Origin of the sequence: Tenuifilum thalassicum, assembly GCF_013265555.1 — a bacterium.
GTDB lineage: Bacteria > Bacteroidota > Bacteroidia > Bacteroidales > Tenuifilaceae > Tenuifilum > Tenuifilum thalassicum.
On record NZ_CP041345.1, the window covers coordinates 1,956,288 to 1,977,477 of the forward strand.

Genomic DNA, 21,190 nt, shown 5'->3' on the forward strand with positions numbered 1-21,190 from the left:
CAAAATTAATATCTTAGCTACTGAGTTTAATTCTATAAAAGTGAAAAACAAAAAAAAGACCAAACCCAGAACCCCATTCAGTATTCTTTTTAAAAGAATAATTATCTATTCTATCATAACATTTTTCATTACAACCATTTTTACCACCATTGTTTTTTCCTTTATAAATCCTCAATACACATGGTTAATGATTTCTAATAGACTTTCATCGGAGCAAAATGGTGGAAGTAGAACCTTTATGCACAAATGGGTTGACATTGATAAAATTTCGCCAAATATGATTCTTGCTGCAGTTGCTGCAGAAGATAACAAGTTTCTGCATCACCATGGGTTTGATTGGGAAGCAATCAAAAAAGCTTGGGAATACAATCGCAAAGGAAAAAAAATCCGGGGCGCAAGCACCATATCGCAACAAACAGCAAAAAATGTCTTTCTATGGCCAAACAGATCGTGGATTCGAAAGGGTTTTGAAGTATATTTCACCATACTAATTGAATTTTTCTGGTCAAAGGAGCGGATAATGGAAGTTTACCTTAACGTTGCTGAATTTGGCAAAGGAATATATGGAGTTGAATCGGCTTCACAAATTTACTACAAGAAGCCTGCATCAAAATTAAGTAGATACGAAGCAGCGATGCTAGCTACAGTTTTGCCCGCTCCATCAAAACGTAATCCATCAAAACCAAGTAAGTACATGTATCGATATCAGCAAAAGATATTATGGAACATGAAAAATCTTGGGAAGATTGAGTTTAAATCCAAATTAAAACCCAATGCAAAAAAGAAATAGGTTGACAATCTTAATAATACTAGCCTCTTGGCTCACATCATTTTCATCATGGGCTCAATTCAACAAAGCCTACTTTTTTTACAAAGGTGAAGAGCTAATCTCTAAAGGGAACTACTCCGAAGCTATTCCGATACTAAACACACTCCTAAACTCCGATTCTACCATACATGAGGGATGGTTTTTAAGAGGTGTTGCCCGTTATTACCAAGGCGATTTAGTTGGTGCACAAAGAGACTTTAGCAAATGCCTAAACATTAACCCATTATTTTCTCAGGCCTACCAGTACAGAGCCATGGCCCTTGAGCAAGCAGGAAAAAGCCAACAAGCATTAGCTAACATTCTCAAAGCTCTAGAACTTAGACCAAATTCTGCTCAATATCTGTTTACATATGGTGTTATACTCTTCCAACAGGAAAAATACAAGGATGCGATAAATGCATTTAATCGCGTTATTATGGCCGATAGCAGAATTCCTGATGCATGGCTTAACCGAGGCACTAGCAAACTCCTGCTAGCAGATAGTACAGGTGCTCTTAATGACTATTCAGCAGCAATTGGCCTAAACCCTTTTAGTCCTAATGCATACATCAGAAGAGGTGCTCTTTATGCACAGCAAAAAAAGTATGACCTCGCACTAAAAGATTTGAATGAAGCAATAAAGCTTGATAGCACAAAAGCCCAGTCTTATTTTACACGTGCTCTTGTTTACTACTATAAAAAAAATAGGAGCAATGCATTAGCCGATTTAAACAAGGTATTAGAACTTGAACCAAGAAACACCCTTGCCTTATTTAACCGTGCCATAATTAGCTATGAAGATGGGATCCCCGAAGAAGCAATTAACGATTTAACACGTTTATCTTCAATAATCCCCACAAATGTTCTCGTACAATACTATCTAGCAAACATACGAAACGAAAGAGGATACCTTGAAACCGCTCTAGAAAACATAAATAAAGCAATTGAACTTTTCCCACAGTTTGCCAATGCATACCTATTACGAAGCGAGATAAAGTCTAAACAAGGAGATTTAGCTGGTGCTGCAACGGATATGCAAAAAGGGCGGGAACTTGCCAAAAAATTTAAAGACCATGAGGACAAAAGCCTTTATTCAATAATTGACTCTACTGGCAAAATAAAAAAACTCCTTTCATTAAACGAAGAACTTGATATCAACCTTCTAATTAATACTGAACAGCTAAAGTCAAGGATTGTTACCATAACCTATCCACTAATTATTCTTAAAACAGACATAGTAGAAAACACAAAGCCAATTGCTTGGCAAAGTTCCATGCTAAGAAAGCAACTTGAAACGGATACCGACAGCATTCTGCTTTATTTTGATTATGACAACAAGAATACTCAGCAGAAGATTTTAAAACATATCCCCCAGAAGGGTACAATTCATCATGCAATTTATTGCTTTCAAAACAACAGATTCAACGACGCTCTAACAGAAATTGATTCACTCAAGCAACTTGACAGTACAAACACTCTACTTAAAATTGCCAGTGTTATAGCACGCATCAAAATGGCAAAGTTCGTAGAAAGCATCAGAAAGCAATCGGATTATCATAGCAACAACGAATCGCAGAGCAAGATTCTTAATTTAAGTACTAGTATTAATGACCTCAAAGAGATTGAAAAGAAAAATGATTATGAAGGGATAATTCCATACAATATTGGAGTTCTATTTATGCACACAGGCGATGAACATGCTGCTTTAACCTGGTTCACAAAGGCAATAGAAAAGAATGAGTTGCTGCATGGAGCATGGTACAACAGAGGATTAGCTAACCTAATATCAAACAAACCCGAAATGGGATGCAGCGATCTAAGAAGGGCTGTAGATTTAGGTAATGAACAAGCTGCTGAGGTCGTTGCACGATTTTGCAAAAAATAATATTTCGAAGTAAAGCAAAAAAAACGAATGCTTTTGGGAATAGTTACCAAATTAAGCATTGAGTTTTATTATGATATAAAACATACTTTTTCAATTATACCTTACCAAAAGAACCACATAACAGATTATTAATCTACGCATTAACAACCTCTTTTTAAGCCCAATATTATTCTTAAAATGATGTTCTTAAATACATCTGAAAAAAGTCATATTCTCATAAAACTGCTCACAATAATTTTGTGCATCATAATTAGCAGGAAATATGACAAAAAAACTAACAGGCAACATTAAAAGTTTTGCAATAATAACATTTGGTCTTGGGGTATTTGCCCTAGCTTGGACTGCATTTCTTATTCCGCACAGAATAACTGGTAGCGGAGTATCGGGTATAGGGGCACTGGTTTACTATGCAACCGGGATACCGGTAGGTTATACATTCCTAGCAGTTAATCTTATATTGCTCGGTCTTGCTTTAAAAATATTAGGTGCCAACTTTGGTGTAAAAACGGTTTATGGAGTTATTGTAGCCTCTACTCTTCTATCTATTTTACAATCGTATATAAATGTGCCTGTGGTAGAAGATAAATTTCTGTCAACAATAATTGGAGGAGGTTTAGGCGGGCTTGGGCTTGGAATTATATTTACAGAGGGTGGTAGTACAGGTGGCACTGATATAATTGCAATGATAATCAACAAGTACCGCAACATTAGTCCTGGAAGGGTAATTTTGTTATGTGATATATTCATTATTGGTTCATCATTCTTAGTACTTACTGATTTAGAGCCCGTAAAAAGAATTGAAACAATAGTGTATGGATATGTTGCAATGGCACTTCAAGCTTATGCAATAGATACATTTCTTTCAGGTAACAAGCAATCGGTTCAATTTATCATATTCTCTAAGAAATATGAAGAGATTTCTGATAAAATAACAATGGGAATTGGTCGTGGTGCAACCGTTGTGGATGGGACAGGTTGGTACTCAAAAGAAAAACAAAAGGTAATAATCACAATAGTTAGAAAACACGAAGCAAGCAACATTTATCGGATGATAAAAGAAATAGACAATAATGCTTTTATTTCGGTTTCAAATGTAATGGGAGTTTATGGCAAGGGTTTTGAGCAAATTCGACACTAATTGAACTTCATCAATAGTTTTCGCTGCCTATAAAAAACGAAAGGCCTTAATCTTTTACGATCAAGGCCTTCTTCATTATATTGATAAAAGATTAAAAGTAAAGATCTCGTTCCCCAGCTTTTATTCTTTCAATACGTCGTTTAATCTCTTCGGTGTTTTGGTGGCCATTAAGTTCAGCTAAAGTCTTATCAATTAGCTTGTAACCTTTTTGTTTCACATTCTCATCCGCATAGTCTACCAGGTATTCTGTAAGAGTGAGTATCGCATTTGGCGTGCAATATCGCTTAATAAATCCAGGCACCGAAAACTCCATAAAATGTTCGCCTGTTCTTCCTAAACGATAGCAAGCAGTACAGAACGAAGGTATATAGTTATGATCTATAAGCTCATCGATAATCTCTCCTAGCGAACGATTATCGTTAATTTCGAATTGCTCCTTATTAAGGTCTTGCTGTTCATTTTTCGACTCGTGGTACGAACCAAGTTCAAGTTTTGTTCCACCATCAATTTGAGAAACACCAAATTGAATAACCTGCCTACGAATTTCAATTGGTTCACGAGCAGTAAGTATCATACCAGTATACGGCACCGCAAGGCGCAGAATAGCAACTAGCTTCACAAAGTCATCGTCCGACACAAAGTATTTATCGGTAATATTCAACCCTGCAGCAGATTTAATACGTGGGAAAGAGATTGTATGAGGTCCAACATTGTAGCAAGCCTCAAAATGGTTAGTATGGCGCACCAAGGCTAGGACCTCGAAACGCCAATCGTAAAGACCAAAGAGCGCACCAATACCAACATCATCAAGACCAGCTTCTTGAGCACGATCGAGGGAGGTTAAGCGCCAGTCGTAATCCTTTTTCTTACCCGATGGATGGTACCAGGTGTAAGCCTCGGGATGATAGGTTTCCTGAAAAATTTGGTATGTGCCAATGCCTGCTTCTTTAACTTTACGAAATCCCTCAATATCCAGGGGCGCTGCATTAATGTTTACCCTTCGGATTTCACCATTCCCCTTTTTGATGCCATAAACCAGCTTAACGGTGTGGGCAATATAGTCGGCAGAATACTCAGGATGTTCGCCATAAACAAGAATTAAGCGTTTTTGACCGTTATCTTCAAGTGCCTCAACTTCCTGAACAATTTCCTCATCGGAAAGAGTCATTCGTAGTGCAGACTTGTTCTCGGTTCTGAATCCACAATACTGACAGTTATTGGTACACTTGCTACCAATATAAAGCGGCGCAAAAAGCACTATTCTATTCCCGTAAATACGCTCCTTGAGCGTACGAGCCCCTTGCAAAATCTCCTCAACCAGCTCAGGATCGGTTGTGTTAACCAAAGTAGCCACCTCTTCAAGGTTAAGCCTATGCTTGTCGAGCGACTTCGCAATAATTTCGCGCACCTTTTCTTTTGTGGGCTTTGCATTGTTTATATATTCCCATATTTCATCGGCATCGATGAATGGTTTCATGGGCTCATCAGGAATACGATACTTTTCTGGATTGAATTTCATGGCTCATTATGTATTAAGTTAACATGCTCAACATCCATGAGCCTGAATCGCAAAGCTAGGAAAAGAGAGAATGACTTTTATATTCCCTTTAGCATAAGAGTTTTCACCTGGACTCCACTAAGTTTCCCTATTGGGCCAGTAAGAGCACCTATCTGGTCGGTTGTTCCCTCCAAAACTATCGAGATAACTCTAATACCTCTTTGCTGTAAAGGAATACCTTGCCTAGCAATAATAATATCGGCATGGGCCGAAAGAATTTGATTCAGCTTAATTGTGCTATCAAGGTTTTCAACCAAAATAAGTGCGGCTCCTATTCTCTTTTCCATCAGATAAACTCCTTTGGATCAGACTCCTTTTTACTGAATCCTTGGCGGTGTAAAACACCAACCTCAGATGCAGGCAGTTAAAAAACTAATTCTTATACGATTAAACACCTTACAAAGGTACATTAAAATGCATCATTTTAAAATGATATTTATCAGTACTGTTAATAAATTAACTCATCTACCTGTTTGGCTGCACTAGTAAGCTGTTGATAAAGAGTCCTGGTATTGGAAGTATCGAGTCCTTCGGTTACCTGCTTATGAAAGTAGATGTAGGCATCGTTACTGTGAAGTTTGCCATCAAAGTCAAGAATGTGAATCTCAACATTACGCCCATATATTGGGTTTTGGTGTGGTTCATCGTCATCGGACCATATAATAACCATGGCCCTATAGGTTGCGCTATTCCACGACAATGACGTTGCATAAACGCCATCGGGAGGAATCAGCTTCCCAGCCTCTTCAATCTGGACTGTTAGAGTTGGAAATCCTATTTGCTCAAATAGATGCGAACCTTTTCCTAACGCACCTATTATAATGTAATAATGATCGAGATAAGCATTAGCACGTTGAATCTTACCTTCGAGAAGCGCCTTACGTATTGTTGTTGAGCTAACTGTTTCCTGATGTATATCTTGTTCAGGAATCTCCTCAACCGAAAAGTTATATTCAACACTTAGCTTTTTTAGCTCTTCATAATCGCCTTCGCGGTTGTGGCCAAAATGATGGTTAAACCCAACAACAATATATTTAGCTTTTAGCTTGCTTAACAAAAAATCGCGAATAAATTGATTTGATGATATTTTAGAAAACTCTAAAGTGAATTTAACAATAATAAGATGATCGAGGCCAGTTTTACTCAAAAGTTCAATCTTTTCTCGTTGCGAAAGGATGAACATTAGGTTTTTCCCTGCTGTTTCGGGGTAAAGCACCTTACGAGGATGAGGGTAAAAAGTAATAAGCACTGATTCTCCACCAATGCTTCGGGCTATCTCATTGATACGATTTATAATGACCTTATGTCCAAGATGAACCCCATCAAACGAACCCGTGGTTACAACAGGGTTGCAAATATCCCCCAAATCATCGAAACCGTAATGAACCTTCATGGTTTATTCTAACGCGCGTAAGCTTGCTTAACAAAGTATGCCACTTTTTCCATAGAGGTAATCATGTCGTATTCTTCCAGATATACCGTATCGGGGACAACAAGCGGTATTGTTGTAAAGTTCAGAATTCCCTTTATTCCAACAGCTACAAGCTGTTCAGCAACTTGCGATGCTGTTTCGGGGGGAGATGAAATGATTGCAATTGAGATATCGTTACGTTCTACTACCTTTTCAAGTTCTTTCATGTGATAACAGTTCACCCCAGAAATAACCCTGTCAACCTTGTTAGGGTCAACATCAAAAGCGGCAACAATATTTAGTTTAGGACGCTTGCCATTAAAATAAGCAGTTATCGCTCTACCAAGATTCCCCATCCCAATTACTGCCACATTAAGACCTATTTCATGGTCAAGAATTTCGCCAATAACCTTAATCAGTTCTTGAGCATCATACCCCTTTTTCTTCATGCTCGAATAACCAATTAGCATTAAATCGCGGCGTACTTGAACGGCGGTAATATTATGTAATCCGGCAAGTTCATGGGAATATATATGAGTTTTTCCTTTAGCCAAACAGTTAAGCAAAGTTCTACGATACTCGCTTAACCTTTCAATGGTCCTTTCGGGTAAATTTGCTAAATTCATGATGCTTCACATTTCTAATATTGCAAAACTATTGAACTTTTTTAATATGACAAACGATTGTTAAGCTTCGCGGTTAAATGCTGTCGTTTAATAAATCGCCAGTAGGTATAGGAAAGGTTATTGTAAAAGTAGATCCTTCATCAATCTTACTATCAACCTTAATGCTTGCGCCATATAAATCGGCAATTTTTTTCACAATTGACAATCCTAAACCACTACCCGTTACGTTCTTACTTTGCGGGTTTTTAATGCGAGTAAATTCTTGGAAAAGTTTTGATATATCCTCTTCCTTTATTCCCACCCCAGAATCAGAAACCTCAATTCTAACCTCATTGGCACTTTTGGCAATTTTGCAATGTACCCAACCTCCAGGCTTATTATACTTTACAGCATTTGATATCAAATTATTAAACAAAATCTCAACATCACCTGAATCGGCAAACAGGGTAACATCATTATCGGCTTCTAAAGAAATGGAAACATCACGTTGAATGGCAAGAGGGGTCATAGTTTCAATAGCAGAGCGAGCAATAAGATTTAAATCTACCTCTCTTAAATTCCTATTTCGTTTTCCTGACTCCACATGGGTTAAATCCAACAAGTCCATTATCAGGCTGCGCATGGAATGAATCCGCGATAACGACCTATCAATAAAATCCATGTAGTTATCAATACTATCGCCAGCTTCCTTATTTTGCATCATTCTCAGGTATCCTTCTATTGCATTTAGCGGAGCCTTTAGCTCATGGGAAAGAATAGTTAAGAACTGAAATCGCACCTGCTTCCCCTCGCTATGCAACTTACGAGTCATTCGCCTCAGGAAGTAATGCTTAGTAATATTTTCTATTGATGATTTTAGTTCTTGAGGGGTGAAAGGTTTCGGCACAAAGTCGTAGGCACCAATATTAGTAGCCTTAATAGCCAATTCTAATGAGGCATATGAAGTTATCATCATGACAAGTATGTCTGGATGATTCTTATTGATATACTCAAGAACCTCAACACCCTGAATACCTGGCAGTTTATTATCGAGCAGCACAACAGCAGGAACCGATTTTGATATAACCTGTATTGCCTCCTCCCCAGTTGAAGCTTCAATTACGTTAAATCCAATATCGTCCTCTAGGAACGGATAGCTAACAGAGAAGTTTTTAAGAATTCTGGCAACCCCTGAACGGATACCAGGTTCATCATCAACAACCAAAATATCGACAATTTCCATTTTTACTGTTTAAGAAGTTTGAGAATTTCACGATGAAGCTGATCGGGCCGAATTCCCTTTTCCAGATACAAATCTGCTTTAATCCATTGCCTCTCCTGTTCGCTGGAAATGCCAAACGACATTCCAGTTTCCGACGACACAGCTGTTGCAATAATCACAGGCACATCGGGGTACCTTCTTTTAAGCTTATAGCTAAGAATAAATCCGCTATCCTCATTTTCCATCATCAGGTCGAGTATGGCCAAATCGGGTTTAAGGTTTTTAAGCACCTGTTCTGCATCATGTTGGCTTTCAGCAGTAACCACATCAAAACCCATCTTTTCAACTTGAAATTTTAGCTGAAACAAGTAATCGATATCATCATCAACTATTAGAATAGTTCTTTTATTTGTAGCCATATTCAAGATTTTAATTATTATCGCTAAAATTAATACCAGAATTTCTTGGTAAACTTATTTTAAAAGTAGTTCCTGTAGGGCCTTTGCTTTTATCGGCATTAGATTCTACCTCAATTTTACCTTTATGCATTTTAACAATACCATAAGTTGTTGCAAGGCCTAAACCAGTTCCCTTCCCAATCCCTTTTGTTGTAAAAAATGGTGTAAAAAGTTTATCCATATTCTCCTCAGGAATCCCCTCTCCTGTATCGGACACGCTAATAGTCACCTCGTTATCATCGCCCTCTATGATCACGGAAAGTATTCCACCATTGGGCATTGCCTCAACAGCATTTTTATTTAAATTGGTAAGAACCTGCATCATTTGCTCGTAATCAACATTTGCCATCAAATTTGATGTACGACAAACTATGTTGGTTTTAATATTTTTAGGTATAACAACTCCTGCGATGCTATCTTCAGCCAATTTCTTAAGATTGATTTGTTCAATTTTGACCTGGTTTTTACGAGCAAAGTTAAGCAAGCCACTTACAATCTTTTTACAGCGCTCGGCTTGTGTCGATATAAGCTCAAGGTCCTTACGCAAAGGATCGTCAGGTTTACATTCATCAAGAAGAATATTGCTATACATTAGCACAACCCCTAGCGGGTTGTTTAATTCATGGGCAATACCTGCAGAGAGTTGTCCCATATGAGCAAGTTTTTCAGATTGTTTAAGGGCTTGCTGCATTTTAGCAAGTTTTTCGTTGGTTACGGCCAAATCTTGAACAGATTCGTGCAGTTCCTCAATGGCGTATGGTAAGCACATCTCCACTTCGGCCAACCCCTCAACAATTGCTATGGCATGCTCCAAGCAGGTATCGTATCCGCAGGCACCACAGTTAAGATGATCGCGAGACGAAAATTTGCCCATTCTTGCGAGAACACGGTTCACTTCGTCATCAGTAGGTTTAGGAATTCGTTTATCGTCTGGTATAAAAGTTCTAGTAAGCTCTAAATCGGAAAATTGCTTTATATTCTCTTCCCACTTTTTAATTTGCTCAGCAGTAACCTTTGATCTGGCATAGGCACTGATGTAAGTTTTTCGCTGAAAGCGTTTTCCTCCAGGCGACATACCTGGACCCATGATGCATCCCTCACAGCAAAGCAATTCAAGGTTTTGCCCTTTCAGGTTGCCAGTTTCCCATTCTTTAATGGCTTCCTGAAATCCTATTCTTCCTTCAGCAACAGTAATATTACCTTCAATGAGATCGTCGAAAATATTGACAGTTTGCATCAGACCACGGCTAACTGGGAAAATTGCTCCCCTTCCAGCATGCGGTGGATCAAAATCGGAGGGTTCAACTTTGAAATGGTCGATACCAGCCTGCTCAAAAAGCACCCTTAACTCCCTGAATGTAATTGCCTCATCAATCTCTCTTGACTCATCCTTTTTGGCAATGCATGGGCCAATAAAAACCTGTTTTAGGCTACTATCAATTTTGCGAACCACCCTGCTAATAGCCACCATTGGCGACACCACAGGGGCAAGATTATCAACCAGTTCGGGATGATAATAACGGATATAAGAGACAATAGCAGGGCAATCGCTAGAGATATACCCTTTCCCAGATCGGTCCTCAAGCAATGATTTATACCTACTAGCAACTAAATCGGCACCGAAAGCAACTTCAAAAACATTGCTAAAGCCCAAAGCTCTTAGCATTCCAACAAAACGGCGGTAATCGTCTATTTCAGTAAACTCAGCAGGAAAACTAGGTGCTACAAGTGCAGCTACTTTTTCACCACTTTGAAGCATATTTTTCACATCGGTTCTAGTAAGCAAAAATACTTTAGCATCCTGGCTACACACCTTAACACAGTTACCACAACCGATACAGCGTTCAGAAATCACCTCAGCCTGTCCATTTATAATCTTAATGGCCTTAGCTGGGCATTCCCTAACACAAGTGTAGCAAACCCTACATAGTTCTTTTACAGTATAAACCAACTTCCTTTTATCATCGTGCATGATTGAAACTTTTAAAGAAGAACATCGCGGGGAGAATAACGTGTATATAAGAATTTTTTTGACTTTTCGCTTCCAACATCCTCAAGGAACTCCTCGTATACAGCATGAACCGAAGGGTTCTTGGCTGCACACTTAATTCCATCGGCCTCATCAATCTCCGCTATTATTTTAGCTCTTTGCTTAACAGACTTTTCGTCCATTGTAAAAGGTTGTCCACCCCCATTAACACAACCTCCTGGGCAAGCCATTACCTCAACAAAATCAATCTCATTTTCAGGTTTTAGGACCTCCCCAATAATTTCATGAATGTTTTTTAGTCCATTAACGATGGCAAATCGGAATTGATGCCCAGCAGCTTTAAAAGAAAATGCTTTTACTCCCGAGCCAATCCTTTCCTCTTTTATGTTTTTATCAACTAATTCCTTTGAAGTAATTCTGAAATATATCATCCGAGCGATGGCTTCAGCCGCCCCACCCGATATGCCAAAAAGTTTTCCTGCAGAACTTCTAATGTTAAATGGTTTATCGGCATGTTGAGTTTCGATATTTTGCATATCTATGCCGTAAAGTTTAATAAGGCGAACCAGTTCGCGTGTTGAAATCACAGAATCGACATCTGAAAGGCCACGAGTTGTCATCTCCTCTCTTTGTGCCTCAAACTTCTTAGCCAAACAGGGCATAATGGAAACAGAGAAGATATTTGATGGGTTTATTCCCACTGTTTTGGAAAAATAGTTTCGCACCAATGAACCCATAATCTGCTGAGGTGATTTTACAGCACTTAGCAAATTAATTCTATTTGGGTACCACTGTTCTACAAATTTAACCCAGGCTGGACAGCAAGAAGAGAGCATTGGGATGCTCTCACCATTTTCCTTTCGATCTAAGAGCTCCTGCGCCATCTCGTGTGAGGAGATATCTGCTGCAACCGAAGTATCAAACACATAGTCAAACCCTATTTTTCTCAGTGCAGCATAAATAATTCCATTGATATCTTTTGTAGCTTTCATCCCAAACTCCGAAGCAATAGAAACAGAAATAGAAGGGGCAATTTGAGCTACGGTAACAATTTCAGGATTATTAATAGCATCTATTACTTCGGCTATATTTTGCCGTTCCGTAAGTGCACCAGTTGGGCAAACCAACACGCACTGGCCACAACCAATACAGTTGGAAAAGTTCAAGTCGCGCGACATGGTTGTTCCAACATACATGTTACAACCACGTTTAATAAATTCGAACGTTGAAACACTTTGAACCTCGTCGCAAATCCTAACACATCTCCCACAGAGAATGCATTTGGCTGGGTCCCTAACAATACTTGGGCTTGACAAATCGAGCTTTTGGGAGAAACTTTTTGAAAGTACCTTACGCTCACGAACGTGGAGTTCAACCGCTAAATCCTGTAACTCACAAGAACCATTTTTTTCACAGTATAGGCAATCGTCGGGGTGATTATCGAGAAGGAGTTCAACTATTGTTTTTCTTGCTCTCACTACTCTAGGAGAATGCGTTTTAATTTTCATTCCCTCCTCAACAATATGCGAACAAGAAGTAAGAAGATTATCATAACCTTCAACCTCAACCACACACAGCCGGCATGCACCAGTTGGAGTAAGGTGCGCCATGTTGCAAAGGGTTGGAACTCTTATTCCATTTTGTCTCAAGGCTTCAAGTATGGTATCACCTTTTTTCGCCTTAATTGACCGATTATTTACTTCTATGGTTATGTTCATAGTCCTAAATCACTTAAAGTAGACTGCTGAGAACTTGCAGGTTTCCTGGCAAATTCCACAACCAATACATCGTTCTTCCACAATAAAATAGGGAGTGCGAGGTGTTCCAAATATTGCATTGGTGGGGCACTTTTTTGCGCAAGCAGTACAGCCTGTACACTTATCAACATCAATATAAAATGTTCGCAAATCGCGACAAACGCTTGCCCTACATTTACGATCGAAGATGTGTTCTTCAAACTCATCTCTAAACGACTTAAGGGCCTTTAATAATGGTCGAGAAGCTGTTTGCCCCAGCCCACAAAGAGATGTATCGCGCATGACCTCAGCAAGAGTTTCCAGCTGAATTACACCTTTAAATCGCTCAAGTGTGGTGTGACCTTCGTTACTTACAGGTCGCTTTGAAATATTATCGAGTATTTGGTACATTCTGTTAGAACCTTCGCGACAAGGGATACACTTACCACAGCTCTCGTTTCTAATAAAGTGCATAAAGTATTTTACGAGGTCGACCATGCAAACTGTATTATCTAGAACTTGAACGCTACCCGACCCAAGAGTAATTCCCTTTTCTCGCAGTTCATCAAAATCGATGGGATAACCTAATTCATCTTTAGTAATGCTCATACCCGAAGGGCCTCCTAAATGCAATGCTTTAAACTCACGCCCCTCTTTTACCCCCCCTGCCAAGTCGAGCAAAGTAGATAAAGGTTTACCAAAATCCACCTCAACCAAGCAGGTTTGCGCAGCATTTCCATTAACAGAAAAAATCTTAGTACCTTTTGACGTTTGGGAACCAATTGAGCTATACCATTCTGCACCATTTAGAATGATATCGGGAATATTTGCAAGGGTTTCAACATTATTTATAACGGTTGGTTTACCATTAAAGCCCCATTCGGTTGGGAATGGAGGTTTAATGCTTGGCATTCCTCTCTTCCCCTCTATGCTTTTTATCAATGCAGTTTCTTCGCCACATACATAAGCACCAGGCCCTTGACGTATTTCTATATCAAGTGAATAACCGCTTCCTAAAATATCAAATCCGAGTAATCCAACCTCATATGCTTGATCAATGGCGTTCTTTATACGCTCTACTGTTAGGTTGTACCTATTCCTAATATAAACTATTGCCCTATTTGCACCAATTGCATAGGCGCTTAATACAATTCCCTCAACTACTCTAAAAGGGTCGCTTTCAACAAGTAATCGATCCATAAACCCACCAGGGTCACTTTCATCGGCGTTACAAATAAGGTATCGTTCTGTTGTTGCAACTTGTAATGCATTGCGCCATTTGGTTCCAGTAGGATAGGCTCCTCCGCCTCTCCCCCTCAATCCACTTTCCTCTACCATTCGGCACACATCATCAAAAGTATATTTCCTTAACGTAGTGGCCAATGCTCTAAATCCACCAAGGGCAATATAATCAACAATACTATCTGGGCTAATCACTCCAGCATTCTTTAGCAGAATACGTTTCTGATTTTTAAAGAAAGGCAGGTCCTGCATGAAAGGAATCCCAACCCAAGGCTCAAGAATATCGGAGTAATACTGAAACATGGCCTGCTCGGGCTGAACAAACCCATTAATGGCTGCATCGAGTAGGGTGCTAACCCTGTCGGGCGTTACATTCCCAAAAGCCACCCTTGTTTTACCTGGTATTTGCACTTCAACAATTGGCTCATGGGAACACAAACCATGACTTCCTACACATACCAAATCGGCATCAACGGCATTATCATCCAGATACTGCTCAATGGCCTCTCTGGTGTTGATTGCGCCAGCAACTATTGAAGAGGTTGTAATACCAACATAAACAACAGGTTGACGAACACTTTCACGTCTAAAAGAGTCTAATCGTTCTTTTATTTCATCATTCCAATTGCCAGTGTGCAGGTTCGGAATAACCTCATCTTTTATAAAAGAAACCATTTGTTTTGAGCTGCACCTCGACATTTTTAATCTTCGTTTTTATCGTTAAGAATACTTTTAAGCGTTTCAGGGTCTACCTTACTGTAAAAATCATCATTTATTGAAATCACAGGGCCGTGCTCACAAGCACCCATGCAAGTAGTTACTTCAAGGCTGTATCTTCCATCTCGAGTTGTTTGTCCATTTTTCAACTTATAGTTGTCCTCCAAGTAAACCATGTTCCATTTGGCTCCTTTCAACCTACACGACGTTCCATTACAAAGACAAATATGTTTTTCACCCTTATTCTCAAATTTAAACTGATTGTAGAATGTTGCCAATCCATATATTTTCGAAGTAGGAATGTTCAGATGTTTACCAACCTTAACAATAGCACCTTCAGTTATTCTGCCCAACTCATTCTGAATGTCCTGCAGAATGGGAATCAAGCTATCGGAACCTGAATAATTATATCGCTCAAGAATGTCTTCTAATATCTTATCTTCAGTCATAATTTATTCAATTTCAACCAGACCTGTTAATAACAATAACATATATTATTGATTATCTGACTATTACAATATTTTCACAAGTGTTATTTACGGAACAATTTAATAAAACATTATAATTTATTTTATTTATTGAATAGTTTTTTATAATTTAAAACGTTTTCAGATAGGAAGTTTGATGATAAAAAGCACTAACTTTAGGGAAAGATTATAGAACTATACTCTATATTTGTCGTTAAACAATTTGTTAAACAAATAACAAGAAGGATGGGCGATAGAGTTGAACTGATGATATGTTTAGGAAGTTCATGCTTTGCCAGAGGCAATAAAGCAACATTGAAATCGATACAGAAGTTTTTAGAAGATCACGATTTAAAGGATAAAGTAAATTTTCATGGTGGTCATTGCTTTGGCAATTGCGCCGAAGGCCCAAACATTAAAATTAATGGTAGGCTCTACACTCATGTTAATGAGTTTAAGGTTATCGATATACTAACTAACGAATTACTTTAGAAGAACGTCTGATAATGTCACAGCTTTTTAAAATAGATGAAAAAACCTGTATAAACTGTTATGCTTGCGTACGTGTTTGCCCTGTGAAAGCCATTGAGGTTAAAGCAGGACAAAACTTTGCAAGGATAATAGAAGATCGGTGTGTGGGTTGCGGTAGCTGCTTAAACATATGTCCGGTAAATGCTATAAGCTATAAATCATCAAAAAAAGAAGTATTAAAGCTGCTTAAAAGCGATGCTCCTGTAGCAGCAATTTGCTCCCCTAGCATTTCGGGTGAATTTGCCGACATAACCGACTACAGGAAATTTGTTCAAATGATTAAGCAGCTTGGGTTTACCTATGTGTGTGAAGTTACATTTGGGGTTGACCTGGTTGCACAAGAATACAAAAAACTATTTGACAACTTTAAAGGGAAGTATTTTATAACAAGTATGTGCCCTGTGGTTGTATCGATGGTTGAAAAATACCATCCTGAGATAGCAGAAAACTTGGCACCAATTATCTCCCCATCTATAGCCACTGCAATGGCTGTCCGCAAAGAATACGGTTCCGATGTAAAAGTTGTTCACATTGGGCCCTGTATCCAAAGCAAGGAAGAGATTAAGCTCTATGACGATGAACGTAGGATCGATGAGAACCTAACCTTTGTTGAGCTCCGTGAACTATTCGACGAGTTTAATATAAAAGAAAGCAACCTTGAGTACTCAGAATTTGATGAGCCAATAGGGTACAAGGGTTCTCTATTCCCAATAGGTAGAGGTATTTTGCAAGCTGTTAACATCAGCGAAGACCTACTAACGGGTACCGTTATAAGCACCAATGGCCCTAACAACACGCTCCAAGCGCTGGAACAATTTGAAACCAGTATCGACCTCATCAACAGGCACTTCAACCTTTTCTATTGCGAAGGTTGTTTAATGGGACCAGGCACATCGCGAGGTGGGAAAAAATTTATTAGGCGCACAATGGTTGTCAACTATGCCAACAAACGCCTAAAGTCATTCGACCGTAAGAAATGGGAGGAGCACATTAACAAAAACAGCAATAACGACTATAGCCGTTCATTCAAAATTGACGATCAACGACTTGCAAAACCTTCCGAGAAAAAGCTTGAGGAGGTATTAAAAGCTATTGACAAAGAATTTGTTGCGCGTGATTCAGGATGCGAAGCATGTGGCTACTCATCGTGTTACGATTTTGCTTCGGCAGTTGCTTCCGGTTTAGCCCATACCGATATGTGTCTGAACTTTAGCCTCAAAAAACGTCAAGAGTACATTAAAACGCTACAGGCAACCAACGAAAAGCTTGCAAAAACACAGGAGGCTTTAAAAGAATCGGAGAAAAAGGCTAGGCATGAGCAGGAAGCCGCTCGCGAAGCTACAGAAACCATAACAACCATGCTAAAAAAGCTGCCCTCGGCGGTAGTGCTTATCGACAAAAAACTTAGAATTATACAAAGCAACCAAAGTTTTATCGACCTTTTGGGTGATGATGCTCTTGAAATCAACGAAATAATACCCGGACTAGTCGGAGCAGATTTAAAAACCCTTTTACCATACAATATTCATAACATCTTTTCGAGCGTACTACAAAACAATACCGATATCCTGAATAGGGATGTAATGTACAAGGATAATCTGCTCAACATATCGGTTTTTACAATAAAGCCCAACAGCATTGTAGGAGCGGTAATTAGGGATATGTATGCACCTGAGGTTCAAAAAGAAGAGGTAATTAAGCGAATTACCGAAGTGATTGACAAGAACCTTGCTATGGTTCAGAACATTGGTTTTTTGCTAGGTGAAGGTGCAGCTGAAACCGAAAAGATGCTAAACTCAATTATCAAAACCTACCGTGAAGGGAGAAGTAGCAACGAAAACAACAAGTAGAACTAGCTAATGTCTGATAAGTTTTTTATAGAGGTAAGTAGCCAGCAAAATAATCACGATGAAGAGCGTATTTGTGGCGATGTGTTTTATTCTCGCCGGCTTCAGGATGAGGAAAGAACCATCCTAGTTCTTTCCGATGGCATGGGGCATGGTGTAAAAGCCAACATTCTGGCAACTCTAACTTCAACCATGGCACTCAATTTTACCATCGAACACAAGGATGTTAACACCATTGCCGAAATCATAATGAACACCTTGCCTGTTTGCTCTGTTCGGAAAATGAGCTACTCTACCTTTTCAATTGTTGATATCGACCATAATGGAGAAACCAAAATATTGGAATACGACAATCCCCAGTGCTTGATAATGAGGGGTACAGAGGAATTCATCCCAGAATGGCAATGTATAATCCTTAACAGCGAGAAAAATGCAGGTAAAGAGCTGAAATTCTGTTCATTTAAACCTCAAAAAGAGGATAGAATTATTCTTTGGACCGATGGTATAACTCAATCGGGTCTCGGCAGTGCCGACTATCCATTTGGTTGGGGAGATGAGGCAAGGGATTTTGTAAAAAAAATAATTAAAAATGAACCTGATATCTCTGCACGTAAGCTAAGCACCAAAGTTATTAACATGTCATGCTTTAACGATGGATATCACCCAAAGGATGATTCTTCTTGCGTTACCATATATTTCCGAAACCCCAGACGCTTACTCATTTGTACAGGACCACCCTTTGAAAAAGAAAACGATTCCAAACTTGCTAAAATATTCGACAGCTTTGAAGGTAAAAAAGCGATCTGTGGTGCAACAACAGTTGACATAATTGCTCGCGAACTTAATAGAGAGGTTGTTGACAGCCTGGAGTTTGATGATCCAGACCTTCCTCCCATTAGTCATATGGAAGGAGCCGACTTAGTGACAGAAGGCATCCTTACCCTCAGTAAGGTTAACAACATTCTAGAAAGTTACAACGACAATACAACTCTTGGGAAAGGTCCTGCCGATGAGCTTGTCAAGCTAATACTAGAGAGCGATAGCATTGATTTTGTAATTGGCACATGTATAAATGTTGCCCACCAAGATCCAAACCTACCTGTGGAACTAGAAATCAGGCGCACCGTGGTAAAACGTATAGCCAAAATTTTGCAAGATAAATTCTTAAAGGAAGTAAACCTTCAATTTCTTTAACCACTTAAACCTAAACTTTAACATTTTAATTAAAAAGGTTGACTTTCTTTAACTTTTTTGCAATATTTACGTTGAAATACTACAAACTTAGTATTTATGCGTAAGTATATTTGCTTATTCGGATTTGTATACATCTCATTCATCCTTGTATCACCAACAAGTGCGCAAGATTGGAATACTATATTCACCTACGAGCTCGACGCTGAGTACTATATGGCCGAAGGTAATTTTTCAAAAGCTGCCGATACATATGCAAAGGCATTAAAAAAATTTCCTGAAAGTGCTAATCTTAAATTTAAAATTGGGTATTGTTTACTTAAAACACCCGATCGCAAAAGTGAATCAATTAGCTACCTAGAAGAAGCCGTAGCAAAGATATCCGACAAGTACGATGCAAAATCGATAAAAGAGGCAAATGCACCACCTGAAGCTTTATACCATTTAGGCATGGCCTACATGGTTAAAAATGATTTTGATAACGCAAGTAGAGTTTTTAACGAATATAAGAAACATGTTTCGCCAGACGATACAGAGGCTACAAAGCGGGTTAATCAAGCCTTAGCAAGTTGTGAATTTGCCAAACAGATGTCAAAAAAGCCAATTGGCCTTAACTATAGCATCTTAGGTCCCGAAATTAATAATATGTATAACAACATATGCCCTGTTTTATCTGGAGATGGAAAGACCTTAGCTTTTACCAGTGTCACTGCAAAGGGCAATAAGATCTACATCACAACAAAAGACGAAAACGGGAACTGGACCAAGCCCCGAGAAATTACCCGTTACCTAGGCAGCAGAAATTTAACCACATCATTCTTGTCTTATGAGGGGAAGGAGCTTTACCTGATTGAGCATGGCCGAAAGCGTTCAGATATTGTGGTAAGCTTTCTTCAAAAACGCAGATGGTCGTCAACTGTAAAAATTGCAAAACCCATAAACTCCAAATCAAACGAAACCCATGTTTGCGTCACAAAAGATGGCAACACAGTATATTTTACTAGCGACAGGAAAGGTAGCTTGGGAGGTTTCGACATTTGGGTATCTACCATTAACAATGGCCGTTGGAGCGATGCTATAAACTTGGGACCAAATGTAAATACCGAATTTGACGAAGTAACCCCATTCCTTACACCCGATGAAAAGTATCTCTTTTTCAGTTCACAAGGGCATAACTCAATGGGTGGGTTTGATATTTTTTACACAAATCTGGAGGGTAGCCCTAACGTTAAAAACATTGGCTATCCACTTAACACTCCCTCCGATGAAACATTCTTTTTCCCTACAAGTTTAACCTCTGGACTCATTCCTCATTACAGCCCAGATGGATATGGTAAACTTGACATCACAATGGTTGATATAGTTCCCCAGGTTGATCTTAAACTTAACATTATGCTCGCCGATAACGCACCTACCGACAAGCCCTATAATGTTAAAATCATTGAGGATGGGACCCAACAGTTAATTGAAAGTTTTTCGTCCAAAGGGAAATCACAACTTAAATCGAAAATAAAGCCAGGCAAATACGTTGTAACTGCTACAGGCAAAGGATTTGACGAAGCCAAAACTAATTTTGAAGTTCCTGCTAAACCCGACGAAAGCGAATATCAGCTTAGCTTAGTATTAAATCCTGTTGTTATTCAGCAGCCCGTTGCCCAACTTGAAGAACCTAAGTCTGAAATTGAAGATAAACAGGACAACAATCAAACCACTGAAGATATTGGAAAAACTGAGGACTCTCATGCCGCCAAGCAAGAATCAAAAAATTCGGATAATAAAGAAGCAAAAGAAAATATAGATCAAACAGAAATAGCACCTAAGGAACAAGAACAGGATAAAGCATTACCGTCTAAACCCACACTTACCGCAGCACCAGTTCCACGTATGGACTTTAACAAATCTATGGCCACATCAACTCTTGCAAAAACAACCTACTCTATTCAGCTGCTAGCATCGTTACATCCAGTTGATTACAATTACTTTAACCTAGATAGCATAAGTGTAACCATTTCGCCTGAGGGATATTACCGTTATAGTATAGGTACTACAGACAACATCCAAGAGATAGAAACTCTTCAACAAAAACTACGAAACCATGGTTACAATAATGTTTGGGTTAGAATTAATCGGGAACATCCAGGATATACAATACAATTCCTAGCACTCCAAAAACCCAAAAGCATTAAGACGTTTGAAGAACTTTCAGAAGTAATGGTTTACCGAGGGAAAGATGGAATGTATCGGTACTGCGTGGGTAAATACTCTACTCCCGAAGAGGCATTAACCGATATTGAAAGGATTAAATCGCTAGGGTATTCAGATGCATTTGTTAGGGTACTAGGGAAATAGAAATCCCTACTAAAATACCTTATTCAGAATAGGCA

The 21,190-nt window shown here is 38.9% G+C and carries 17 protein-coding genes; 7 read left to right on the forward strand and 10 right to left on the reverse strand.

What is annotated here, in order from left to right; genetic code table 11:
• The first annotated feature begins 40 nt into the window (after positions 1–40).
• From mtgA to FHG85_RS08295, 3 genes are all read left to right on the forward strand, one after another.
• A complete protein-coding gene (mtgA, locus tag FHG85_RS08285; protein ID WP_246249191.1) occupies positions 41–790 on the forward strand; it encodes a monofunctional biosynthetic peptidoglycan transglycosylase in 750 nt (249 codons plus the stop codon).
• On the forward strand, positions 774–2,693 hold the full coding sequence (locus FHG85_RS08290; protein WP_173074837.1) for a tetratricopeptide repeat protein: 1,920 nt from the start codon (positions 774–776) through the stop codon (positions 2,691–2,693). Before mtgA ends, FHG85_RS08290 begins: the two co-directional genes overlap by 17 nt.
• Positions 2,694–2,955: 262 nt before the next feature.
• On the forward strand, positions 2,956–3,831 hold the full coding sequence (locus FHG85_RS08295; RefSeq protein ID WP_173074839.1) for a YitT family protein: 876 nt from the start codon (positions 2,956–2,958) through the stop codon (positions 3,829–3,831).
• Between the two features lie 91 nt (positions 3,832–3,922).
• On the opposite strand, the gene hydG is transcribed toward FHG85_RS08295, so the two are convergent.
• The 10 genes from hydG to FHG85_RS08345 all read right to left on the reverse strand — a co-directional run bounded on the left by hydG (position 3,923) and on the right by FHG85_RS08345 (position 15,219).
• Positions 3,923–5,350 carry a [FeFe] hydrogenase H-cluster radical SAM maturase HydG gene (hydG, locus tag FHG85_RS08300; protein WP_173074841.1) on the reverse strand — a complete coding sequence of 476 codons (1,428 nt, stop codon included), beginning with the start codon at positions 5,348–5,350 and terminating at the stop codon, positions 3,923–3,925.
• 77 nt (positions 5,351–5,427) lie between these two features.
• Positions 5,428–5,676 carry a TM1266 family iron-only hydrogenase system putative regulator gene (locus FHG85_RS08305; protein ID WP_173074843.1) on the reverse strand — a complete coding sequence of 83 codons (249 nt, stop codon included), beginning with the start codon at positions 5,674–5,676 and terminating at the stop codon, positions 5,428–5,430.
• Positions 5,677–5,837: 161 nt separating this feature from the next.
• Positions 5,838–6,782: a bifunctional riboflavin kinase/FMN adenylyltransferase gene (ribF, locus tag FHG85_RS08310; protein ID WP_173074845.1), complete on the reverse strand. Its 945-nt coding sequence runs from the start codon at positions 6,780–6,782 to the stop codon at positions 5,838–5,840.
• Between the two features lie 8 nt (positions 6,783–6,790).
• Positions 6,791–7,426, reverse strand: coding sequence for a redox-sensing transcriptional repressor Rex (locus tag FHG85_RS08315; protein ID WP_173074847.1), 636 nt, complete (start codon positions 7,424–7,426; stop codon positions 6,791–6,793).
• 73 nt (positions 7,427–7,499) lie between these two features.
• The gene (locus tag FHG85_RS08320; RefSeq protein ID WP_173074849.1) at positions 7,500–8,648 is read right to left on the reverse strand and encodes a sensor histidine kinase; all 1,149 of its coding nucleotides are present in this window, start codon (positions 8,646–8,648) and stop codon (positions 7,500–7,502) included.
• A 2-nt stretch (positions 8,649–8,650) separates the two neighbouring features.
• Positions 8,651–9,046: a response regulator gene (locus FHG85_RS08325; protein WP_173074851.1), complete on the reverse strand. Its 396-nt coding sequence runs from the start codon at positions 9,044–9,046 to the stop codon at positions 8,651–8,653.
• A 10-nt stretch (positions 9,047–9,056) separates the two neighbouring features.
• On the reverse strand, positions 9,057–11,057 hold the full coding sequence (locus tag FHG85_RS08330; RefSeq protein ID WP_173074853.1) for a [Fe-Fe] hydrogenase large subunit C-terminal domain-containing protein: 2,001 nt from the start codon (positions 11,055–11,057) through the stop codon (positions 9,057–9,059).
• A gap of 11 nt (positions 11,058–11,068) precedes the next feature.
• Positions 11,069–12,793 carry a [FeFe] hydrogenase, group A gene (locus tag FHG85_RS08335; protein WP_173074855.1) on the reverse strand — a complete coding sequence of 575 codons (1,725 nt, stop codon included), beginning with the start codon at positions 12,791–12,793 and terminating at the stop codon, positions 11,069–11,071.
• Between the two features lie 9 nt (positions 12,794–12,802).
• The gene (locus FHG85_RS08340) at positions 12,803–14,728 is read right to left on the reverse strand and encodes an NADH-ubiquinone oxidoreductase-F iron-sulfur binding region domain-containing protein (protein ID WP_173074857.1); all 1,926 of its coding nucleotides are present in this window, start codon (positions 14,726–14,728) and stop codon (positions 12,803–12,805) included.
• A gap of 26 nt (positions 14,729–14,754) precedes the next feature.
• On the reverse strand, positions 14,755–15,219 hold the full coding sequence (locus FHG85_RS08345) for an NADH-quinone oxidoreductase subunit NuoE family protein (protein ID WP_173074859.1): 465 nt from the start codon (positions 15,217–15,219) through the stop codon (positions 14,755–14,757).
• Positions 15,220–15,441: 222 nt separating this feature from the next.
• Between FHG85_RS08345 and FHG85_RS08350 the strand changes: the two genes are divergently transcribed.
• The 4 genes from FHG85_RS08350 (at position 15,442) to FHG85_RS08365 (ending at position 21,155) form a co-directional block, all read left to right on the forward strand.
• Positions 15,442–15,729: a (2Fe-2S) ferredoxin domain-containing protein gene (locus tag FHG85_RS08350; protein WP_262886961.1), complete on the forward strand. Its 288-nt coding sequence runs from the start codon at positions 15,442–15,444 to the stop codon at positions 15,727–15,729.
• Between the two features lie 14 nt (positions 15,730–15,743).
• Positions 15,744–17,618, forward strand: a complete 1,875-nt coding sequence (locus FHG85_RS08355; RefSeq protein ID WP_173074863.1) for a [Fe-Fe] hydrogenase large subunit C-terminal domain-containing protein — start codon at positions 15,744–15,746, stop codon at positions 17,616–17,618.
• A gap of 9 nt (positions 17,619–17,627) precedes the next feature.
• A complete protein-coding gene (locus FHG85_RS08360; protein ID WP_173074865.1) occupies positions 17,628–18,809 on the forward strand; it encodes a SpoIIE family protein phosphatase in 1,182 nt (393 codons plus the stop codon).
• A 96-nt stretch (positions 18,810–18,905) separates the two neighbouring features.
• Positions 18,906–21,155 (forward strand): SPOR domain-containing protein, encoded by a 2,250-nt coding sequence (locus FHG85_RS08365; RefSeq protein WP_173074867.1) that lies wholly within the window; start codon positions 18,906–18,908, stop codon positions 21,153–21,155.
• The last annotated feature ends 35 nt before the right edge of the window (positions 21,156–21,190 follow it).

What these genes read in the sequence shown, in the direction of transcription:
- FHG85_RS08290 (WP_173074837.1), top strand. Translation starts at nt 774, where the DNA reads ATGCAAAAAAGAAATAGGTTGACAATCTTAATAATACTAGCCTCTTGG.
- FHG85_RS08295 (WP_173074839.1), top strand. Translation starts at nt 2,956, where the DNA reads ATGACAAAAAAACTAACAGGCAACATTAAAAGTTTTGCAATAATAACA.
- FHG85_RS08305 (WP_173074843.1), bottom strand. Translation starts at nt 5,676, where the DNA reads ATGGAAAAGAGAATAGGAGCCGCACTTATTTTGGTTGAAAACCTTGAT.
- FHG85_RS08340 (WP_173074857.1), bottom strand. Translation starts at nt 14,728, where the DNA reads ATGGTTTCTTTTATAAAAGATGAGGTTATTCCGAACCTGCACACTGGC.
- hydG (WP_173074841.1), bottom strand. Translation starts at nt 5,350, where the DNA reads ATGAAATTCAATCCAGAAAAGTATCGTATTCCTGATGAGCCCATGAAA.
- FHG85_RS08355 (WP_173074863.1), top strand. Translation starts at nt 15,744, where the DNA reads ATGTCACAGCTTTTTAAAATAGATGAAAAAACCTGTATAAACTGTTAT.
- ribF (WP_173074845.1), bottom strand. Translation starts at nt 6,782, where the DNA reads ATGAAGGTTCATTACGGTTTCGATGATTTGGGGGATATTTGCAACCCT.
- FHG85_RS08320 (WP_173074849.1), bottom strand. Translation starts at nt 8,648, where the DNA reads ATGGAAATTGTCGATATTTTGGTTGTTGATGATGAACCTGGTATCCGT.
- FHG85_RS08325 (WP_173074851.1), bottom strand. Translation starts at nt 9,046, where the DNA reads ATGGCTACAAATAAAAGAACTATTCTAATAGTTGATGATGATATCGAT.
- FHG85_RS08365 (WP_173074867.1), top strand. Translation starts at nt 18,906, where the DNA reads ATGCGTAAGTATATTTGCTTATTCGGATTTGTATACATCTCATTCATC.
- FHG85_RS08330 (WP_173074853.1), bottom strand. Translation starts at nt 11,057, where the DNA reads ATGCACGATGATAAAAGGAAGTTGGTTTATACTGTAAAAGAACTATGT.
- FHG85_RS08345 (WP_173074859.1), bottom strand. Translation starts at nt 15,219, where the DNA reads ATGACTGAAGATAAGATATTAGAAGACATTCTTGAGCGATATAATTAT.
- FHG85_RS08315 (WP_173074847.1), bottom strand. Translation starts at nt 7,426, where the DNA reads ATGAATTTAGCAAATTTACCCGAAAGGACCATTGAAAGGTTAAGCGAG.
- FHG85_RS08335 (WP_173074855.1), bottom strand. Translation starts at nt 12,793, where the DNA reads ATGAACATAACCATAGAAGTAAATAATCGGTCAATTAAGGCGAAAAAA.
- FHG85_RS08360 (WP_173074865.1), top strand. Translation starts at nt 17,628, where the DNA reads ATGTCTGATAAGTTTTTTATAGAGGTAAGTAGCCAGCAAAATAATCAC.